This is a genomic window from Amycolatopsis sp. WQ 127309 (genome assembly GCF_023023025.1).
GTDB lineage: Bacteria > Actinomycetota > Actinomycetes > Mycobacteriales > Pseudonocardiaceae > Amycolatopsis.
Map to the genome: position 1 here is coordinate 9,986,391 of NZ_CP095481.1, position 15,506 is coordinate 10,001,896.

The following is a 15,506-nucleotide window of genomic DNA, read 5'->3' on the forward strand; positions in this document are numbered from 1 at the left end:
CCGAGCAAGTCGCACAGGACCTCCCTTTCATCGAGCCACAGGCGGCCCAGACGCCTTACAGGGGCACTTTACTGCGAACTGCGTCGATTGGCCCGTCGACTCGCCCCAACGAGGGAAAGATCCGGCAGAAGCGCACGACGTCAGCAGCCCGTAGTTAGATGATGGCTCACTGAGTCGTCGGGTTGTCGGTGTCCGACCGTTGTCAATTGCTCGGTCTATCGGACCTCGAAGGTGCTAAGTGCTGGCCATAACCACACACGGTCCTCCGGCTGACGACCCACGACGTTTGCATGTAGCGGCGAGGAGCAATCCCACTGCGTTGGGATGCGCACAGTCCGCGAGGTACGGCGAGGATCTTTTCACGTTCAGCGCTTCAGCAGTCGGGGGCGGCACTCGACGTCACTAAGACGTCGTTGCGACCCCAGCCACTTGCCGGCAGTTGCCCAGGGCGGCGGGGTGTCCACTGAACGTATGTGGGCGGTCGCCGGACGTGTCGCGGCGCGGCACGCGTCGGCTATGCCGATGACCTGGGTGGAAGCGAACCCGGGGGTCGGGTATCAAAGATCCCCAGCGAGTCGGCGCTCGACGGGACTTGACTGCACGCAGGGACGGCAGACGTCGCCAGTCGCCCTGTTCGATGGGCCGAGCGACCTCTGCTGTTGTCTGCGTTATGCCGCTAACGCCAGGTCGATTCTTGTGACTGTCCGCGGCCACCTTATGACGGTAAGCCCGACGCAGCACAAGACACTGCCGCGAGACACGTCACACGTTCGGCTGTCACGACTTGATGCGATCCGTGTCACCTGATGTGACAGCCGCGAAGCGGCTTGACCTGCGCAGATGTCGCCGGTGACGGCTGTGACGGGTGCAATTGAACTCGTCACAGCCGTCCCCCACGGGTCCCGCGAGCACCGAAGTCACACCTCGTACAGGCTACCTGGTCACATCGGCGGTCGAAGTCGAGTTCGCCGAGCGAGCGTCTCGCTACAGAATGCGGTCAACGCATCAAGGACGACCGGTTCGATCCTGTCGAAGGGGGATGCCGCGTTGTCGTCGATCGATTACGTCGCAGCGTTCGCACTGCCGGAGGATCTGGTGTCGTCGGCGTTCGGCGGACAGGTGGAACTCCGCGGCACCAAATGCTCCGCAGAGCATCGTGATGACTTGCCCCGGTGTCGGAATCTCGGTCAGGCGGACCCGATGCCACGCGCCGTCGATTACAGGCTGAATCACGATCGGATCGATATAGATCGCCGCAGTCACTGCGTCGCCTCAATCAGTGCGGGCGCGCTCAAGACAGAGGTGCTCGCCAGCTCACCGAACGCGCGCCGTAGCAGTGCCCTTGCCGTGCCGTGGTAGCGGCTTAGCATCGTCCGGTCGGTCAGGTAGGTGTTGCAGTGGTGGTGTCTAAGCAGCACGGCAATCGGATCGGATCGATCCTCGAAAAGTGTGAAGGCGCCGATCGACTTCAGTGCGGTCTCCGTTGACAACATGAAGCGGACGGTCACGTGCTTGAGCTGCGCTACCACGCGAAGGTGCCCGATCTGCTCCTTGTGCAGGTCGTCCATACCGTGTAGCGCCTGTTCAGTAATCAGGAACACGTGGTGACGGCTCCCGTCATTCAGTGCTTGCTGGCGGACTTGGCGGCTCAGCAGGTCCATGTCCCTGCGGTCGTCCGGCATCACAGCCTTGTCGAGTACTCGTTCGGCATACGCCCGCGTCTGGAGAAGCTCCGGAATGCACGACGGTGCCCACTCCACGACGCGGCTGGAGATCTGTTCGTATGTCCACAGCAGATGCCCCAGTTGCGGGTCAGACTGGTCGACCAGGTTCGCGTCGCCGGCGTGCGGGGCGAGCGCCATCACTCGGTCGTACTCGGCCGACTCGACCCGGAGGTACCCGAGGATCCACGCCACGGACGTCACCGGTGCGACTTTGATGCCCAGCTCCCACGCCGAGAGTGTCGCGGGGTGAACGCCGATCTTGTCCGCAAGCCTCCGCAGGCCAATTCCACGGCGCTTGCGCGCGTCGCGCAGGCTGCTGCTGACGGCGACAGTGGCAGGTGGACGAATGATCGGCTTGGGCATCTTCGGGTCCTTGCTGAGGGCTGGTGGTGGCAGGAACGCCCACGTGGGCTGCGGATTGAGGACGACGGTGGGGTGGCCTGCTATCAGGGCGAGTTCTCGGTGGGGAGCGCAGCTCGCACCTCAGCGACGAGAGCACCGGCTGTTGCCGCGACCGTATTTAGCGCGCCGATGTGCTCCAACAGGCGGTCTAGGCCTAGCGGGGTCAGGCGGAGTTCGCGAGGTTCGGCGCGGCACTGGAGGTAGCCAGCCGCGCGCAGGAACTCGATGTGCAGTTCGAGATCGGGCGCGGGAAGCCCTAATGCCTGCTGAACGGCGAGTTGCGAACGCCAGCTGGTGTCGGCCAGCAGGCAGGCGATGAACAGGCGGACCGGCTGGAGCAACAGCGCGTCGAGGTCCATACGCGACGGGGGCGAGATCGGCGTCATCGTCGCCTCACCGCGGCGCGCGCGGAGGCGTTCACGAGTTCACGACACATCGGACATGAACGGTCGGCCGGTGCCAGGCAGGAGTGAATCAGCACTTCGTGGCCGCACAGAGAGTGGTACCGGCCTTCCTGGAGGCGGACGCCACGGAGGAACTCGTCGTCCGTGACCGCGTGCGTCAGGCCGTCCAGCACGCACCGGTACCAGCTGATGTAGAGCGCCGAGTGCAGCGACCTGCAGCTAGTGCCTGTCACGTCCCCTCCCTTCGACCTCACGACTGATGAAATCAGTCAAGCGGGAGTCAAATTCGACGACCAGAGCAGCAGCGCGGCATTTGCGTGGCGCGGACGTCGCACTAGCCGGTCTGATCTGCGGTTACTGCTGCTACATTGATCTGGTCACGCAGGGTTGGAGGTTGGTCATGCCCATAGGGCGACGTCGTGACGGGCTGATCTCAGCTCGCAAGGTCGCCGGCCTCACCCAGGAGGGTCTGGCGGACGTGCTGCACGTCGACCGCTCGACCGTTGCTCGCTGGGAGGCGGGCGACTACGTGCCACTCCCCTACCTCTGGCCGAAGCTCGCGAACGTGCTCGGTCGTTCACGAGACGAGTTGCAGGCCCTGATCGGTCCGAGCGCCGTCACGCGGGAGTTCAGCCCCGACGACTCGTTCGAGCCGGTGTTCACATGGCTCGATCGGCACGCGGGGTGGCCGTTGGGGAGAGCCCGTGAGCAGGTGTACGCGAGCGCAGTCGCCTCATCTCGGAACCGGCAGAATCCGCTGCGAAGCGTCATCGCGGATGCCCTGGATGACTACTACGCGCCGCCGACCAGCGACCACCGGCCCTACGTCGCGCGCTGCGGTCAGGTGGAGGTGACCACCAGCGTCCTTACGCGGCCAGCGTGGCTGGATCTCGCCTGCTCGCTGACGCCCACGAGCGAGCACACCGCCTTCGAGGGCGGCAGAGCGAGGCCATCGGCGGTAGTCGATGAGCGAGCTGCGGTGCAGCGTCTCGCGGACGCAGCAGCGGGCGGCATTCGGATCACCGACGTTCCCCTCTACCGGCTGCTCGAGGTCGACCCGCAGCCCGGAGCACTGCGGGCGAAGGTCGGGATCGCGTCGTTTGTCGAATACGCGCTTGGCGTCGACCTGCTGGAACGCGAATTGATCGAGCACTTGGCGAGCGGTCGCAGCGCCCGTCCAGGGCACATGCCACTCCGCGACCGCCAGCTGCCCGACGTGTCCGCGGTGCTCGACCTGCCCGGCCGTCTCTGCGCGGGTGGCGTGCTGGCGTTGACAGCGATCGCGCGCCCGGCGGACCCGTTCCGTGGTGGCGCCGACTTCGTGCTGCTGGTGCAGAAGAGGTCAACAAAGGTCGTGAACACGGCCAATCGTCTGTCGGTGATCCCGAAAAGCTTCCACGGGCCGCTCGCGGACCAGCGGGCAGACGCCCGGATCGGAGCTACCCTGCGCCGCGAGCTTGAGGAGGAGCTGTTCGGCAGGACGGACGTCGACCGGTCCGCCGGAGATCTCCGGGTCGCCGACCCCATGCATCCGACCAGGCTTTCCGCGCCGATGCGGTGGTTGACCGAGCAGCCGGGACGGCTGCGGATGGAGTGCACCGGGTTCGGGCTCAACCTGGTCAGCGGGAACTACGAGTTCGCCAGCCTGGTCGTGATCGAGGATGAGGAGTTCTGGCCGCAGTTCGGTGGCGACGTTGAGGCGAACTGGGAGGCGGCCGGCCTACAGCAGTATTCGACGCTCGACGGTGACTTGGTCACCGAACTGATCGGTGACGAAAACTGGAGCAACGAAGGACTGTTCGCGTTTCTCCAGGGGTTACGTCGGCTCGCCGAGATCGGCGGTGATCGGGTGAAGATTCCCGCCGTCGAATTAAGTTGCTGAGGGCCAGCGAACGGTCAGGACGACCGAATTCGCCAACGCTTCCCAAGAATGGTCGATGCCCGGTCCCCACATCACGTAGTCACCCTGGCGTGTCATAATCTTGCCACCGCCGGTGACCTCTACACGGAACTCGCCGGAGATCAGCATCACCAGCGTTGTTCGCTGGTCGTCGGAGGTCCACTCGGGGCGCTTGTCCCCCGCGGGATGGTTGGCCCACTTGACTTCGACGTCCTTGGAGGCTCGGACGCCCTGCGACGGGTCGATGAAGTGGCCGACCAGCCAGCCGCGCGTGCCGGCCGCGTCTTCGTTGGCATTGCCGGCGGTCCAACCGTCGCTCACTGGCCTATCTCCCATTCGATCGCGGGCAGTTTTACGCGCTCTCCGCCGATTTCCGCAAGGCGCCGAAGCCCTTGCGTCATGGCGAACAGTCCTTCGTTGCTCCACGCTACATCACTCAACAACTCGGTGACGAGTTCCGCATCGGTAGTCGAATACTGACGAAGAGTCGCGGATTCCCAGTTTGCTTCGACCACTCCGCCATAGCGTGTCCAGAATTCTTCGTTGTCGATGACGATGAGGCTGGCGAACTCATAGTTCCCGCTCACGAGGTTCAGGCCGAACCCGGTGCACTCCATGCGCAACCGGCCGGGCTCGGCGAGGAGCCAGCGCATCGGCTCCGTGAGCCTGGTCGGGTGCATCGGGTCCGCGGTCAGCGTGTCGGCGACGGTGTTGTCGGCGTCCGGCCGGCCGAACAGCTCCTCTTCCATCTCTCGCCGCAGGGTCGCGCCGATCTGGGTTTCCCGCCGTACGTCGGTGAGCGACTGGTGGAAGCCCTTTGGGATGACGGCGAGCCGGCGCGTGGCGTTGAGTACGTGGCCGGAGCGTTCCTGGACCAAGAGCACGTAGTCCGCTTCGCCGCGGTACGGGTCGGCTGGCCGCGCGATGGCCGTCAAGGCGAGGGCTCCGCCTGCGCAGAGTCGGCCGCCGACGTCCAGGACGGCGCCGACGTCCGGGAGGTAGCGATCACGAAGGGGCAGCGACGTCGTGTCGCCGGCCGCGAGCGCGTCGAGCAGCTCGCCTTCGAGCAGGTCCATCGTCAGGGCGTAGTGGACGAAGTGGTCCACGCCGAACGTGCCGCCGAGGTGGCGTTCACGGATGTCCGTGCTCAGCAGCCGGTAGAGCGGCGCGTTCATGAGCCGCGTATTCATGGCCACCGTCTCGGCCAGCCGGTTAACCGCTGCACTCGTCGCGTGCTCGTCGAGCACTTCCCGCGCGTCTGGCCGGGCGCTCGCGATCGTGAGCCCGTCGCGCGGCGGGCGTAGCTCGCACGCCAGATCGAGCCAATCAGCGCAGGTCAGGATGCTAGTGTTCACGGCCTGCTCGCCGCAGCTTCCGGCATACAAGCCGTGGTCACCGTGACGTCGACCGTAGTACTCGGCGAGTGCGTCGGTCACGGCGCGTTGGTCGACCCACCCGCGGCGAGTGGCCCGGGCGTACGCCTCCTGCGCGTCGACGCGCGCGGCCTGCTCGGCGACGGCGCGGCGTGCGGCGCCAGGGCTCCGGTAGGCGTGCTGGTCGAGCCATTCGAGAGCCGCGCCGATGTGGGGGTCCGCGGCAAGTCGTCGGTCGGCTTCCCTCGTGTCCGGCCTGGTGTGGGCGGCCGGCCCGTCGCCGGTCAGCTCGGCGAAGCGGGCTCGCTCGGCGTCCGACGCTCGCTCATACGCGGTGTCGAGGACCTGTTGCATCTCTGACTGCGGGCGAAGATCTGGCTTCTGGTGCCAGGACGCGACCGTACGCGCGCCGATTCCGAGCTTCTCGGCGAATTTCTCATTGCTCAGCCGCAACGCGGATTGCAGCGCCGACGCTGACCGTCCGGTCCAGCCGCCTACCCCGCTCATTGCCGCCCCAAAGCGCTCTTGTGCAGCGGATATGCAGTGGTTGCGCACTGCTTCTGCACTGGTTGTGCATGGGATCGGACGTCGTTTCGGCCTTGAATTCTAGGTATGGAAATCACCTGGTTCACCAGCCCGAATCGCCCTCCGCTAACGCTTCGGCTTCACGTGTTCAACCACCGTCGCGAGGCTCGTTTGGACGTCCTCCAGCCGGTCGGTGATCTCGGCCAGGCGCTGTTCCAGCACGTCCAGGCGGGACCACAGCTCGTGGCCGTCGTCGGCCGGCTCGTCCGGGTGCGGCGGGGTGCGGTTTTGCAGCACGGCCAGCAGATGCTGCGGGTGCCAGCCCAGCGTCGTCGACAGCGCTTCGAGCGTGCGCGCGCTCCGGCGGCGCTCAACTGTGTGGTGCTGGAGCTCGCGCACGATCGCCTGCGACACGTGCGACCGCTCGGCCAGCTCGCGTTGTCGCCAGCCGAGTTCGTTCACGCGCATGTTGATGGCCTTGGCGACTGCCGTCCAGTCCTCCGTCACGTATTCCTCCGCGCTCCGCCTCAGCGCCGAGATTAGCGGTTCTTCAAGCCTTCACCACGTCGCTTAGCACTTCGTCGGCGGCGCGTCGGACAAACGCGCTCTACGAAGAGCTGAAATCAACAACATAGTCTTGAAATCATCAGATTGGTCTTTCTCATGAACTCGCACATCACTTTTCACACCATTCGAGAAGCGGCCTGGCTGCTCGGCGTCTCCCGCGCTGCGGTGAGCCGGGCGATCCGGACACGCGAGCTGCGCGCCACCCGGTGCCGTTCCGGGCTCCGTGTGTCGTCGACCGAGCTGGCCCGTCTGCTCGGGTCGCGTCAGGCCGGAGGTGCCGCATGAGCGCCGACGACCTGCAGTTGATTGGGATCGCCTGGCGGCTGGACCGGCTGCGCTGGGTTCCGACCGAGGTCCTGACTGACGTCGTGACCAGCGAAGGAGTCTGCATGTGGCCCCCGCCTGACGACGGGCCACCCGACGCTGACAGTGACGGCGAGCTGGCCGGGCGGCTGTGCGGCGGGTGCCCCGTCCGGGACGAGTGCCTGGAACTGGAGTTGCGGACGGCCGGCCTCGACACCGTCGGCGTCTGGGGCGGGATGACCGACGACGACCGGCGCGCGCTGCACCCCGTCTGGTTGCGGCGCGGTGAGCGGACCGATCGGGGTGCGCGATGAACGGACTCACCGTGACGCCCACGCAGATCCTCGCCGGTGTCGGCGTACTGCTCGTGCTGTTTTGGGTCTGGCGGGCCAGTTCCCGCCGGGCGAAGGCCGCTGCTGAAGCCGCTCGGAGCGGCGCCCGACTCGTGTCGCTGGTCGGGCGGGTGCTGTTCAACGCCGGGTTGATCGTCGCGGTCCAGTGGGTGGTGATCGCTCACCCCGGTAGCCCATGGCTGCTGTTCGCCGTCCTCGGGTTGCCGGCGCTGTTCGCGTCCTACGCGCTGACCCGCGCAATGACGGTGACCACGGTCGACACCTCGAAGCGAGGTGGTCGGCGATGAACCGGGCGCAGCGGCTCGCGCAGGACGCGGCCAAAGCCGCCGAGGTGCGCGCCTACCAGACCGATCCGGACGTCGTCGCGCTGCGGATCGAGCGGGTGCGGCGGCAGGTCGACTGGATGTGCTGGTCCGGGATCGTGCTCGGGCTGGCGTTCACGATGACCAACGTTCAGGGTTTCGCGTCAGCCGGCACCCGGCCGGGGTCGCTGCCGTGGCTGGCCGCGTGGGTGCTGGACCCGACCGTCTCGCTCGTTCTGCTGGCGATTCTGCGGGCCGAGCAGGTCACCGCGCGGTACCAGGTCCGGACGGGTGTCTGGGTGCGGAGGGCGAAGTGGTTCACGCTCGCGGCTACCTACGTCATGAACACCTGGACGTCGTTCGCCGCGGGGGAGGCTGCGGCGATCGTGCTGCACTCGGTGCCGCCGCTGGTCGTGTTCGTCGCCGTCGAGGCGATCACTGACCTGCGGGACAAGCTCACCGATGCCGTCCTGGTCGCAGCTGAACGGCGTCCCGTCCAGGAGACCGGGCGACGAGTGCTGTTCGCCGATTACCTCGCTATCGCTCGGGAGAGCTGGACGCCGGACGTCGAGATCACCCCGGCGTGGGTACGGCGGGCTACCGGCTGCTCGCGGGGCCTGTCGCCCCGGCTGGCGCGGGCACTGCGGTCGGAGGTGGGCAATGGCTGAGTCGTTGCCGGTCAAGGTTGATCCCGTGTTCGACGGTGAACTGGTCGACGACACGTTGCCTCAACCGCGACGCCGGGAGCCGAAGACCAACCGCTTCGTCCGGTGGTGGCGGCACTCGCCGCGTGTGCCGTTGTGGCTGAAGAGCAAGCCGCAGGCCGTCCAAGCGGGCAAGGACGCCGTCGTCGGGCTGGTGAAGTCGCCGTGGCGGTACGTCGGCGCGGTTGTTCGCGGGCTGGTCGTCGGGGCGCGGTGGTGGCGTGGGTGGGTCACCGTCCAGGACTACCGAACGGCGGCCGAGGAGTCGGAGAAGCTGGCCGACAAGTTCACTGAGATTCGGGCGCTCACCCTGTTCCGCTGGAAGGTGACCGGTGCTGTCCTGGTCGTCGCGATCGTCGGGGTGGCCGTCGTTGACCTGGTGTACGGCACCGATCCTCTGAGGATCGGTGCGGCCGCCGCCTCCTTGGCGCTCGCGATCCTCGGACGTAAGAAGGACGGCAGTCCCGGCCGAAAGCCGGCGCTCGCCGGGCCGCGAACCCTGACGTGGACGATGGACCCGCAGGTGCTGGTGGACGCGTTCCGGGACGCGAAGCTGATCGGCAAGGATGAGGCATTACGGCTCGTCGAGCGCGCGACGCGTGTCGGTGACGGCTGGGCGGTCACGGTCGACCTTCCGGCCACCCGCAAGGCGGCTGACGTCGTGAAGAACCGGGACGCGCTCGCGTCGGCGCTTGCCGTCGATGAGGTCCAGTTGATCGTCGAACGGGTCCGCGGCAACGGTGGACACGCGGGACGAGTATCGATGTGGGTGGCTGATGAAGACCCGTACGCCTCTCCGCCGCTGCGGACGCCGCTGCTGGGCGTGGCTCAGTGGGATGCATGGCGGCCGATCCCGTTCGGACGGGACGCGCGGGACCGGCGGATCGACCTTCCGTTGGTGTGGACGTCCCTGCTGGTCGGGGCCATCCCTCGGCAGGGCAAGACCTTCGCCGCCCGGCTCGCGGCGGCGGGGCTCATCCTCGACGCTTGGGTACGGCTGTACGTCGCGGACTTCAAGGCTGGGAAGGACTGGGACGCGGCCGGCCTGGTGGCGCACCGTTTCATGTCGGGCGACGAGCCCGAACACGTTCTGGCGCTTGTGGACTGGCTGATTGAGCTGGTCGGTGAGGTTCAGACTCGGTTTCGGCGGATGCGCGATCTGGACGACCTCACGTGCCCGGAATCGAAGGTCACGCCGGAGATGTCCCGCGACAAGGCGCTGAACATGCCCATTACGGCCATCTTCATCGATGAGGTTCAGGTTCCGTTGGAGGATCGCACGCCCGTGGACGTGCAAGGGAAGAAGCTCACCGCGGGTGAGTACGTCGGCGAGTTGCTGACGTGGCTGGCGAAGAAGGGACCGGCCGCCGGGATCGTGCTTGTGCTGGCGACGCAGCGGCCGGACTCGAAGACGATTCCGTCCGGGCTGCGGGCGGTGCTCGGGTCGCGGTTCGCGCTGCGGGTGATGGACTGGCGCGACTCGAACATCGTGCTCGGCGAGCAGATGAACACGCGCGGGTTCGACTCCAGTCGGCTGCTGCCCTCGCACAAGGGTGTTGGCATCCTGCGGCCGGATGGCGACACGTCGGCCGGTGCTGATGTGCTGGCCATGACGGTTCGGACGTACTACATGCCGAACGAGGACTGGCGGACCATCTGCGAGCAGGGCCGGACGCTGCGCGAGGCAGCCGGGACGCTCACCGGGCACGCGACCGGGCAAGACACCATGCCGGTGCTCGACCACGCGGCCGCGGTCAAGGCAATCGGTGCAGGTCACGTGGTTGGCGAGGCTCAGTCGCCCGGTGAGCTGCCCGAGGTGCTCGCATCGCTCGTCGAGTACTTGGGAGACGATCTCGGGCCAGACGGCCGAGACTTCGTGCCGACAGCCGAGTTGCTGGACGTCCTGGAGGTCGACTCCCGGACGTTCGCGCAGCAGATGGCCGAGGTGGGATGCCGGCCGACACGCGACCGCGTGACCGGCGAAGACGGCGAGACGCGGCAGGTTCGCGGGTACCGGACGGCTGAAATCAGGAGTGCAATCGACCGCGCGGGGGGAGGCGGCGAATTGACCGGGCAGGAAGGTCGTTCATGAGCGCCACTCACTCCGACGATCGACCGATCCGGGTTATCCTACCTGTGGGATTGCCAGAGCTGACCCCAGCCGTGGCACGCGGGCTGCTGGCCGTTTTGATCGAGCTTACCGAGGTGCCGGTCCTGGACGGACCGGCAGAGGAGGAACCGTGACGGCTGAAATCAGCAACGACCCGTGGTCAACACTGGACGACATCCTTGGTCTTGAGGTGGCCGAGCCGGTCGACGACGGGATTGGTGAACTCGCGGTCTACGGCCGGTGCTCGACGGAGGACAACCAGGACCCGGAGACCTCGCGCGGCTGGCAGTTTGGGAATGCTCGGAAGTTCGTCGAGCCGCTGGGCGGCCGAATCGTCGCCGAATACTTCGACATTGGGCAGTCGCGGTCAGTCCCGTGGGAGCGCCGGGACGAGGCCGCGCGGCTGCTCGCCGAGCTGAAGAATCCGCGGCGGACGTGGAACGCCGTGGTCGTCGGCGAGGGCACGCGCTGTTGGTTTGGCAATCAGTTCTCGCTCATCGCGCCGCGGTTCGCCGCGTACGGCGTCGACCTGTGGGTGCCGGAGCTTGGCGGGAAGTACGACGCGCGGAACCCGTCGCACAAGATGCTCATGAGCGTGCTCGGTGGCATGAGCGAATCGGAACGCCAGCACGTCCAGGCTCGCGTCCGCGCCGCGATGGACGCGCAGGTTGTCAACGAAGGGCGACACCAAGGCGGCCGGGCGCCGTACGGGTACGTCGTTGTCGATGGCGGTCCGCACCCGAACCCGCGAAAGGCCGCCGAGGGGTTCCGGCTGCGCGTACTGGCCATCGATCCCGACGCAGCCGAGGTGGTCCAGCGGATCTTCGCCGAGTACATGGAAGGGGTCGGCGATCGAGCGATCGCGAAGGGGCTCAACGAGGACGGAGTGCCCTGCCCTTCCGAACGCCGGCCCGACCAGAACCGGCACCGGCTCGCCGATGGCTGGCAAGGGAGCACCGTCCGGTCCATTCTGGAGAATCCGCGGTACACCGGGTACGCGATCTTCGGGCGTTGGATCAAGCAAGAGACGCTGCTGAATCCGGACGACGTCAGCGCCGGGCACGTCGTGCGGTTCAAGCGAGCGGCGCCGGATCGCGTTGTTCGGTCGCGGCGACCTGCTCACCCGGAGATTGTTTCTGTCGAGACGTTCACGCAGGCGCAGTTGATGCGCCGATCCCGTGCGGCCGGCGGACTGCCCGGCATTGCCAAGCTCGAACGGAATCGCGCAGCCACCAAGCACACGTACCTGTTGAAGGGGCTGGTGCGGTGCGAGATCTGCAGCCGGAAGATGCAAGGTGCTGCGATCCGGAAGGGCGTCTACTACCGGTGCATCGCACGGACGATGGCGCCGGGATCGGCGGCGCTGGCCGATCACCCGAAGACGGTGAACCTGCGAGAAAACGTCGTAGTCCCGCCGATCAACGAGTGGTTGTGCCAGGTCTTCGATCCGGACAACCGCGACGAGACGGTTCGGCTGCTCGCCGGGTCGCAGGATGGCCGGGTGGACGGCCGTCGAGCCAACGCGGAGAAGCGGCTGAAGGGCGCCGAGGAGAAGCTACGGCGGCACCTGGCAGCCATCGAGGCCGGCGTGGACCCCGTCAACTTCGTCGAGCCGATGAAGCGCGCACAGGCCGAGCGGCAGGCCGCGATGGAGGAGCTGAGGCACCTGCCGGACGCGCAAGCGGTCGACGTGGCGGAGGTATACGCGATGCTCGACCAGCTCGGCAACGTCGAGCGGCACCTCAACTCGCGGAGCCCGGAGAGGATCACGCAGGTCTACCGCGACTTGGGCCTACAGGTGGTCTACGACAACAAAAAAGAGGCAGTCGCGGTGACTGCCTCTCCCCGTGTGGGTAACGTGTGTGTCCGAGGGGGGACTTGAACCCCCACGCCCGTTAAGGGCACTAGCACCTCAAGCTAGCGCGTCTGCCATTCCGCCACTCGGACCTGCTGAAGAAAAGAGTACCCGGCCGCCTTGTGGGGGCGTTCAGGGGGGTCCGGATCGGCGCGTTGTCGCAGGTTGGGATGATCATGCGTTTTGGCTCGCTGCTGTATCGATCCAGTCCTCTTGGCCTGCTCGGCTTCGGGCGAACTCGCGTAGGGGCTCCTGGTAGCGGTAGGCGTCTGGGCCGGCTGGGTCCAGTAAGTGAGCGTCCACCAGGGACTCCAGGATCGCCGCTGCCGCCGGTAGCTCGAGGTTCAGGGTTTCGGCGGCAACGGCGAGCGGGACTACCGGCCTTGGGAGCTGGGACAGCGCTCGGAATGCTCGGGACTGGGCCGGGGTCAGCTGGGCCATTGCCGACTCGTACGGCTTCTCTATTGCCCTGCACTCCGGGGGTGTCACCGGCGAGTCTGGCGCCGGGCGGCCCAGGCGGCTGAGTGCCTGGGGCATCGTCCACTCCGGGCGGGATGACACCCGGGCTCCCACCGCCTGCAGGACCTGGGGTAGGCCCGCTGTGCGGGCGACCAGTTCCTCGGTCGCTGCAGGGTCGTGGTGGGTTCGGGGGCCTATCAGGTGGCTCAACAGCAGCAGCGATGCCGTGGGGTCCAGGCCTCGTAGTTTCTGCCAGTGGGCGTGAGGCAGGCCGTAGAGGCGCTGGCGCGCCGTGATCATCACCGCCGGGCCTCCGGTGCCTGGGAGCAGCGGGCGGATCTGCTCCGCTGCCTGGGCGTCGTCCAAGACGATGAGTAGGCGGCGGCCTGTCGTGCGGGTGCGCCACAGCGCCGCTCGCTCGCTCGTCGACGGTGGCAGGTCCGTGACGCCGATGCCGCGTAGCAGCTCGGATAGCGGGTCCGGTGAGACCGACAGGTCCGTGAACAGCTGGCCGTCCGGGAAGGACGTTGCGATCTTGTGGCCCAGCTGGATCGCCAACGTTGTCTTGCCGATCCCGGCCAGGCCCTCGACGCCCACCACCGGGACGCCTGGGCCGGTTGTCCGCAGGGTGTCGGCCAGCGCGGTCAGCATGTCCTCGCGGCCTACGAACTCCGGGAGCTGCGGAGGTAGCTGGGTGGGGCGGGTGATGGTGGCGGCCAATGTGGGGTCCGAGGACAGGATTCTGCGCTGCATTTCGCGTAGTTCCGGGCCCGGGTAGAGGCCCAGCTCGTCCTCCAGCCGGCGCTGGATGTGGGCGAAGACGTCCAGGGCCTCGGCTTGCCTGCCGGAGCGGTAGAGGGCCAGCATCTGCAGCTCGCGGGGGCGTTCTCGCAGGGGTTGCTCGGTGATCAGCTCCGTCAGGGCGCTGATGGCGCCGGCGTGGTGGCCCGCCTCGATGTCAGCTGCTGCCAGGTCTTCGATCGCCTTCAGGCGCAGCTGCTCGAGGCGGACACGCTCGGCTTCGAAGCCGTTGACGCCCGACAGCGGGGTGCCGTGCCACAGGTCTAGTGCGGCTCGGAGGGAGGCGGCGTCGCCGGTGGTCAGCAGGTGCTGGAACTTCGTCAGGTCCAACGTCGGCGCGATGATCGCGTAGCCGCCGCCGATCGACTTGATCGGGGTGTCCGGCTCCAGGGCGTGGCGCAGGCGGGAGATGTACGAGCGGACCATGCCGGTCGCCGCCCTCGGTTCCGCGCCGCCCCAGAGCGCTTCGACCAGCTGGGCGGGTGAGAGCGATGTGCCACCCTGCAGGAGCAAGACCGCCAGCGCCGCCCGTTGCTGGGGCGGGCCCAGCTCCAGCTCGACGTCGCCACGCCACGCCCGTACCGGGCCCAGCACCTCGAACCGCACTGATTCGGTCACGCTCAGCGCAACCGCAGGCGGCGGGTGGCTATTCCACCGCGGCGAGCGACCGGTGCGTCGGCGCGTCCGGGACGTGTGACGGCCGTCCTCGCGCGAACTCCTTGCGCAGCACCGGGACGACCTCGGCGCCCAGCAGGTCGATCTGCTCCAGCGCCGTCTCGTGCGGGAGGCCCATGCCGTCGACGTTGAACAGCTGGCGCTGGTAGTCGCCGAAGTCCTCGCGGAAGCGCATGGTCCGGTCGATCACCTGCTCCGGGCTGCCCACGACCAGGGGTGTCTGGTCCATCGTCTCCTCGAGCGAGGGGCCGTGGCCGTAGATCGGCGAGTGGTCGAAGTACGGGCGGAACTCGGCGATCGCGTCCTGGGAGCGGCGCCGGATGAACGTCTGGCCACCGAGACCGACGATCGCCGTGTCCGCGGGGCCGTGGCCGTGGTGCTCGAAGCGCTCGCGGTAGAGCGCGATCATCCGCCGGGTGTGCTCGACCGGCCAGAAGATGTTGTTGTGGAAGAACCCGTCGCCGTAGAAGGCCGCCTGCTCGGCGATCTGGGGGCTGCGGATCGACCCGTGCCAGACGAACGGCGGGACGCCGTCCAGCGGACGTGGGGTCGAGGTGAAGCCCTGCAGCGGAGACCGGAACTTGCCGGACCAGTCCACGACGTCTTCGCGCCACAGCCGCCGCAGCAGCGCGTAGTTCTCCACGGCCAGCGCGATGCCGTCGCGGATGTCCTTGCCGAACCACGGGTACACCGGGCCGGTGTTGCCGCGCCCGAGCATGAGGTCCAGCCGGCCGTCCGCGAGGTGCTGCAGCGTCGCGTAGTCCTCGGCGATCTTCACCGGGTCGTTCGTGGTGATCAGCGTCGTGGACGTCGACAGCACGATCCGGCTGGTGCGCGCCGCGACGAACCCCAGCAGCGTGGTCGGCGACGACGGCACGAACGGCGGGTTGTGGTGCTCCCCCGTCGCGTAGACGTCGAGGCCGGCCTCTTCGGCGCGGACGGCCGTCTCGACCATCCGCCGGATCCGCTCGTGCTCGGTCGGGGCGCGGCCGGTTGCGGGGTCGGCGGCGATGTCGCCGACCCCGAAGATGCCGAAGTGCATCCCGAAA

At 67.4% G+C, this 15,506-nt stretch carries 15 protein-coding genes and 1 tRNA gene; 7 read left to right on the top strand and 9 right to left on the bottom strand.

The features are described 5' to 3' along the window. Positions 1 to 1,005: 1,005 nt before the first annotated feature. The 3 genes from MUY22_RS43840 to MUY22_RS43850 form a co-directional block, all read right to left on the bottom strand. Positions 1,006 to 1,263 carry a hypothetical protein gene (locus MUY22_RS43840; protein ID WP_247053550.1) on the bottom strand — a complete coding sequence of 86 codons (258 nt, stop codon included), beginning with the start codon at positions 1,261 to 1,263 and terminating at the stop codon, positions 1,006 to 1,008. After that, positions 1,260 to 2,087 (bottom strand): Scr1 family TA system antitoxin-like transcriptional regulator, encoded by an 828-nt coding sequence (locus MUY22_RS43845; protein ID WP_247053552.1) that lies wholly within the window; start codon positions 2,085 to 2,087, stop codon positions 1,260 to 1,262. Before MUY22_RS43845 ends, MUY22_RS43840 begins: the two co-directional genes overlap by 4 nt. A gap of 83 nt (positions 2,088 to 2,170) precedes the next feature. Beyond that, positions 2,171 to 2,512, bottom strand: a complete 342-nt coding sequence (locus MUY22_RS43850) for a MarR family transcriptional regulator (RefSeq protein ID WP_247053554.1) — start codon at positions 2,510 to 2,512, stop codon at positions 2,171 to 2,173. 418 nt (positions 2,513 to 2,930) lie between these two features. Between MUY22_RS43850 and MUY22_RS43855 the strand changes: the two genes are divergently transcribed. Next, on the top strand, positions 2,931 to 4,412 hold the full coding sequence (locus MUY22_RS43855; RefSeq protein WP_247053555.1) for a helix-turn-helix domain-containing protein: 1,482 nt from the start codon (positions 2,931 to 2,933) through the stop codon (positions 4,410 to 4,412). Here MUY22_RS43855 and MUY22_RS43860 read toward each other — a convergent pair. The 3 genes from MUY22_RS43860 to MUY22_RS43870 all read right to left on the bottom strand — a co-directional run bounded on the left by MUY22_RS43860 (position 4,401) and on the right by MUY22_RS43870 (position 6,835). After that, positions 4,401 to 4,751: a signal peptidase I gene (locus MUY22_RS43860; protein ID WP_247053557.1), complete on the bottom strand. Its 351-nt coding sequence runs from the start codon at positions 4,749 to 4,751 to the stop codon at positions 4,401 to 4,403. The genes MUY22_RS43855 and MUY22_RS43860 overlap by 12 nt on opposite strands. Next, complete coding sequence (locus MUY22_RS43865) at positions 4,748 to 6,310, bottom strand: transcriptional regulator (protein WP_247053559.1); 1,563 nt, start codon at positions 6,308 to 6,310, stop codon at positions 4,748 to 4,750. The genes MUY22_RS43860 and MUY22_RS43865 overlap by 4 nt, the downstream gene beginning before the upstream one ends. A gap of 144 nt (positions 6,311 to 6,454) precedes the next feature. Further along, a complete protein-coding gene (locus MUY22_RS43870) occupies positions 6,455 to 6,835 on the bottom strand; it encodes a helix-turn-helix domain-containing protein (protein ID WP_247053561.1) in 381 nt (126 codons plus the stop codon). Positions 6,836 to 6,991: 156 nt separating this feature from the next. On the opposite strand from MUY22_RS43870, the gene MUY22_RS43875 reads away from it, so the two are divergent. The 6 genes from MUY22_RS43875 (at position 6,992) to MUY22_RS43900 (ending at position 12,549) form a co-directional block, all read left to right on the top strand. Next, complete coding sequence (locus MUY22_RS43875) at positions 6,992 to 7,180, top strand: helix-turn-helix domain-containing protein (protein WP_084093921.1); 189 nt, start codon at positions 6,992 to 6,994, stop codon at positions 7,178 to 7,180. Next, positions 7,177 to 7,512: a WhiB family transcriptional regulator gene (locus MUY22_RS43880; RefSeq protein ID WP_247053563.1), complete on the top strand. Its 336-nt coding sequence runs from the start codon at positions 7,177 to 7,179 to the stop codon at positions 7,510 to 7,512. Before MUY22_RS43875 ends, MUY22_RS43880 begins: the two co-directional genes overlap by 4 nt. Then, complete coding sequence (locus tag MUY22_RS43885) at positions 7,509 to 7,838, top strand: hypothetical protein (protein WP_247053565.1); 330 nt, start codon at positions 7,509 to 7,511, stop codon at positions 7,836 to 7,838. Before MUY22_RS43880 ends, MUY22_RS43885 begins: the two co-directional genes overlap by 4 nt. Further along, on the top strand, positions 7,835 to 8,521 hold the full coding sequence (locus MUY22_RS43890; protein ID WP_247053567.1) for a hypothetical protein: 687 nt from the start codon (positions 7,835 to 7,837) through the stop codon (positions 8,519 to 8,521). Before MUY22_RS43885 ends, MUY22_RS43890 begins: the two co-directional genes overlap by 4 nt. Further along, positions 8,514 to 10,649, top strand: coding sequence for an FtsK/SpoIIIE domain-containing protein (locus tag MUY22_RS43895; protein ID WP_247053568.1), 2,136 nt, complete (start codon positions 8,514 to 8,516; stop codon positions 10,647 to 10,649). Before MUY22_RS43890 ends, MUY22_RS43895 begins: the two co-directional genes overlap by 8 nt. Before the next feature lie 148 nt (positions 10,650 to 10,797). Beyond that, on the top strand, positions 10,798 to 12,549 hold the full coding sequence (locus tag MUY22_RS43900; protein WP_247053569.1) for a recombinase family protein: 1,752 nt from the start codon (positions 10,798 to 10,800) through the stop codon (positions 12,547 to 12,549). On the opposite strand, the gene MUY22_RS43905 is transcribed toward MUY22_RS43900, so the two are convergent. From MUY22_RS43905 to MUY22_RS43915, 3 genes are all read right to left on the bottom strand, one after another. Beyond that, positions 12,531 to 12,614 (bottom strand) — tRNA-Leu (locus MUY22_RS43905). The two genes, MUY22_RS43900 and MUY22_RS43905, sit on opposite strands and share 19 nt — an antisense overlap. 82 nt (positions 12,615 to 12,696) lie before the next feature. Then, positions 12,697 to 14,400: an AfsR/SARP family transcriptional regulator gene (locus MUY22_RS43910; RefSeq protein ID WP_305879345.1), complete on the bottom strand. Its 1,704-nt coding sequence runs from the start codon at positions 14,398 to 14,400 to the stop codon at positions 12,697 to 12,699. 28 nt (positions 14,401 to 14,428) lie between these two features. Beyond that, positions 14,429 to 15,499: an LLM class flavin-dependent oxidoreductase gene (locus MUY22_RS43915; RefSeq protein WP_247064405.1), complete on the bottom strand. Its 1,071-nt coding sequence runs from the start codon at positions 15,497 to 15,499 to the stop codon at positions 14,429 to 14,431. Between the last annotated feature and the right edge of the window lie 7 nt (positions 15,500 to 15,506).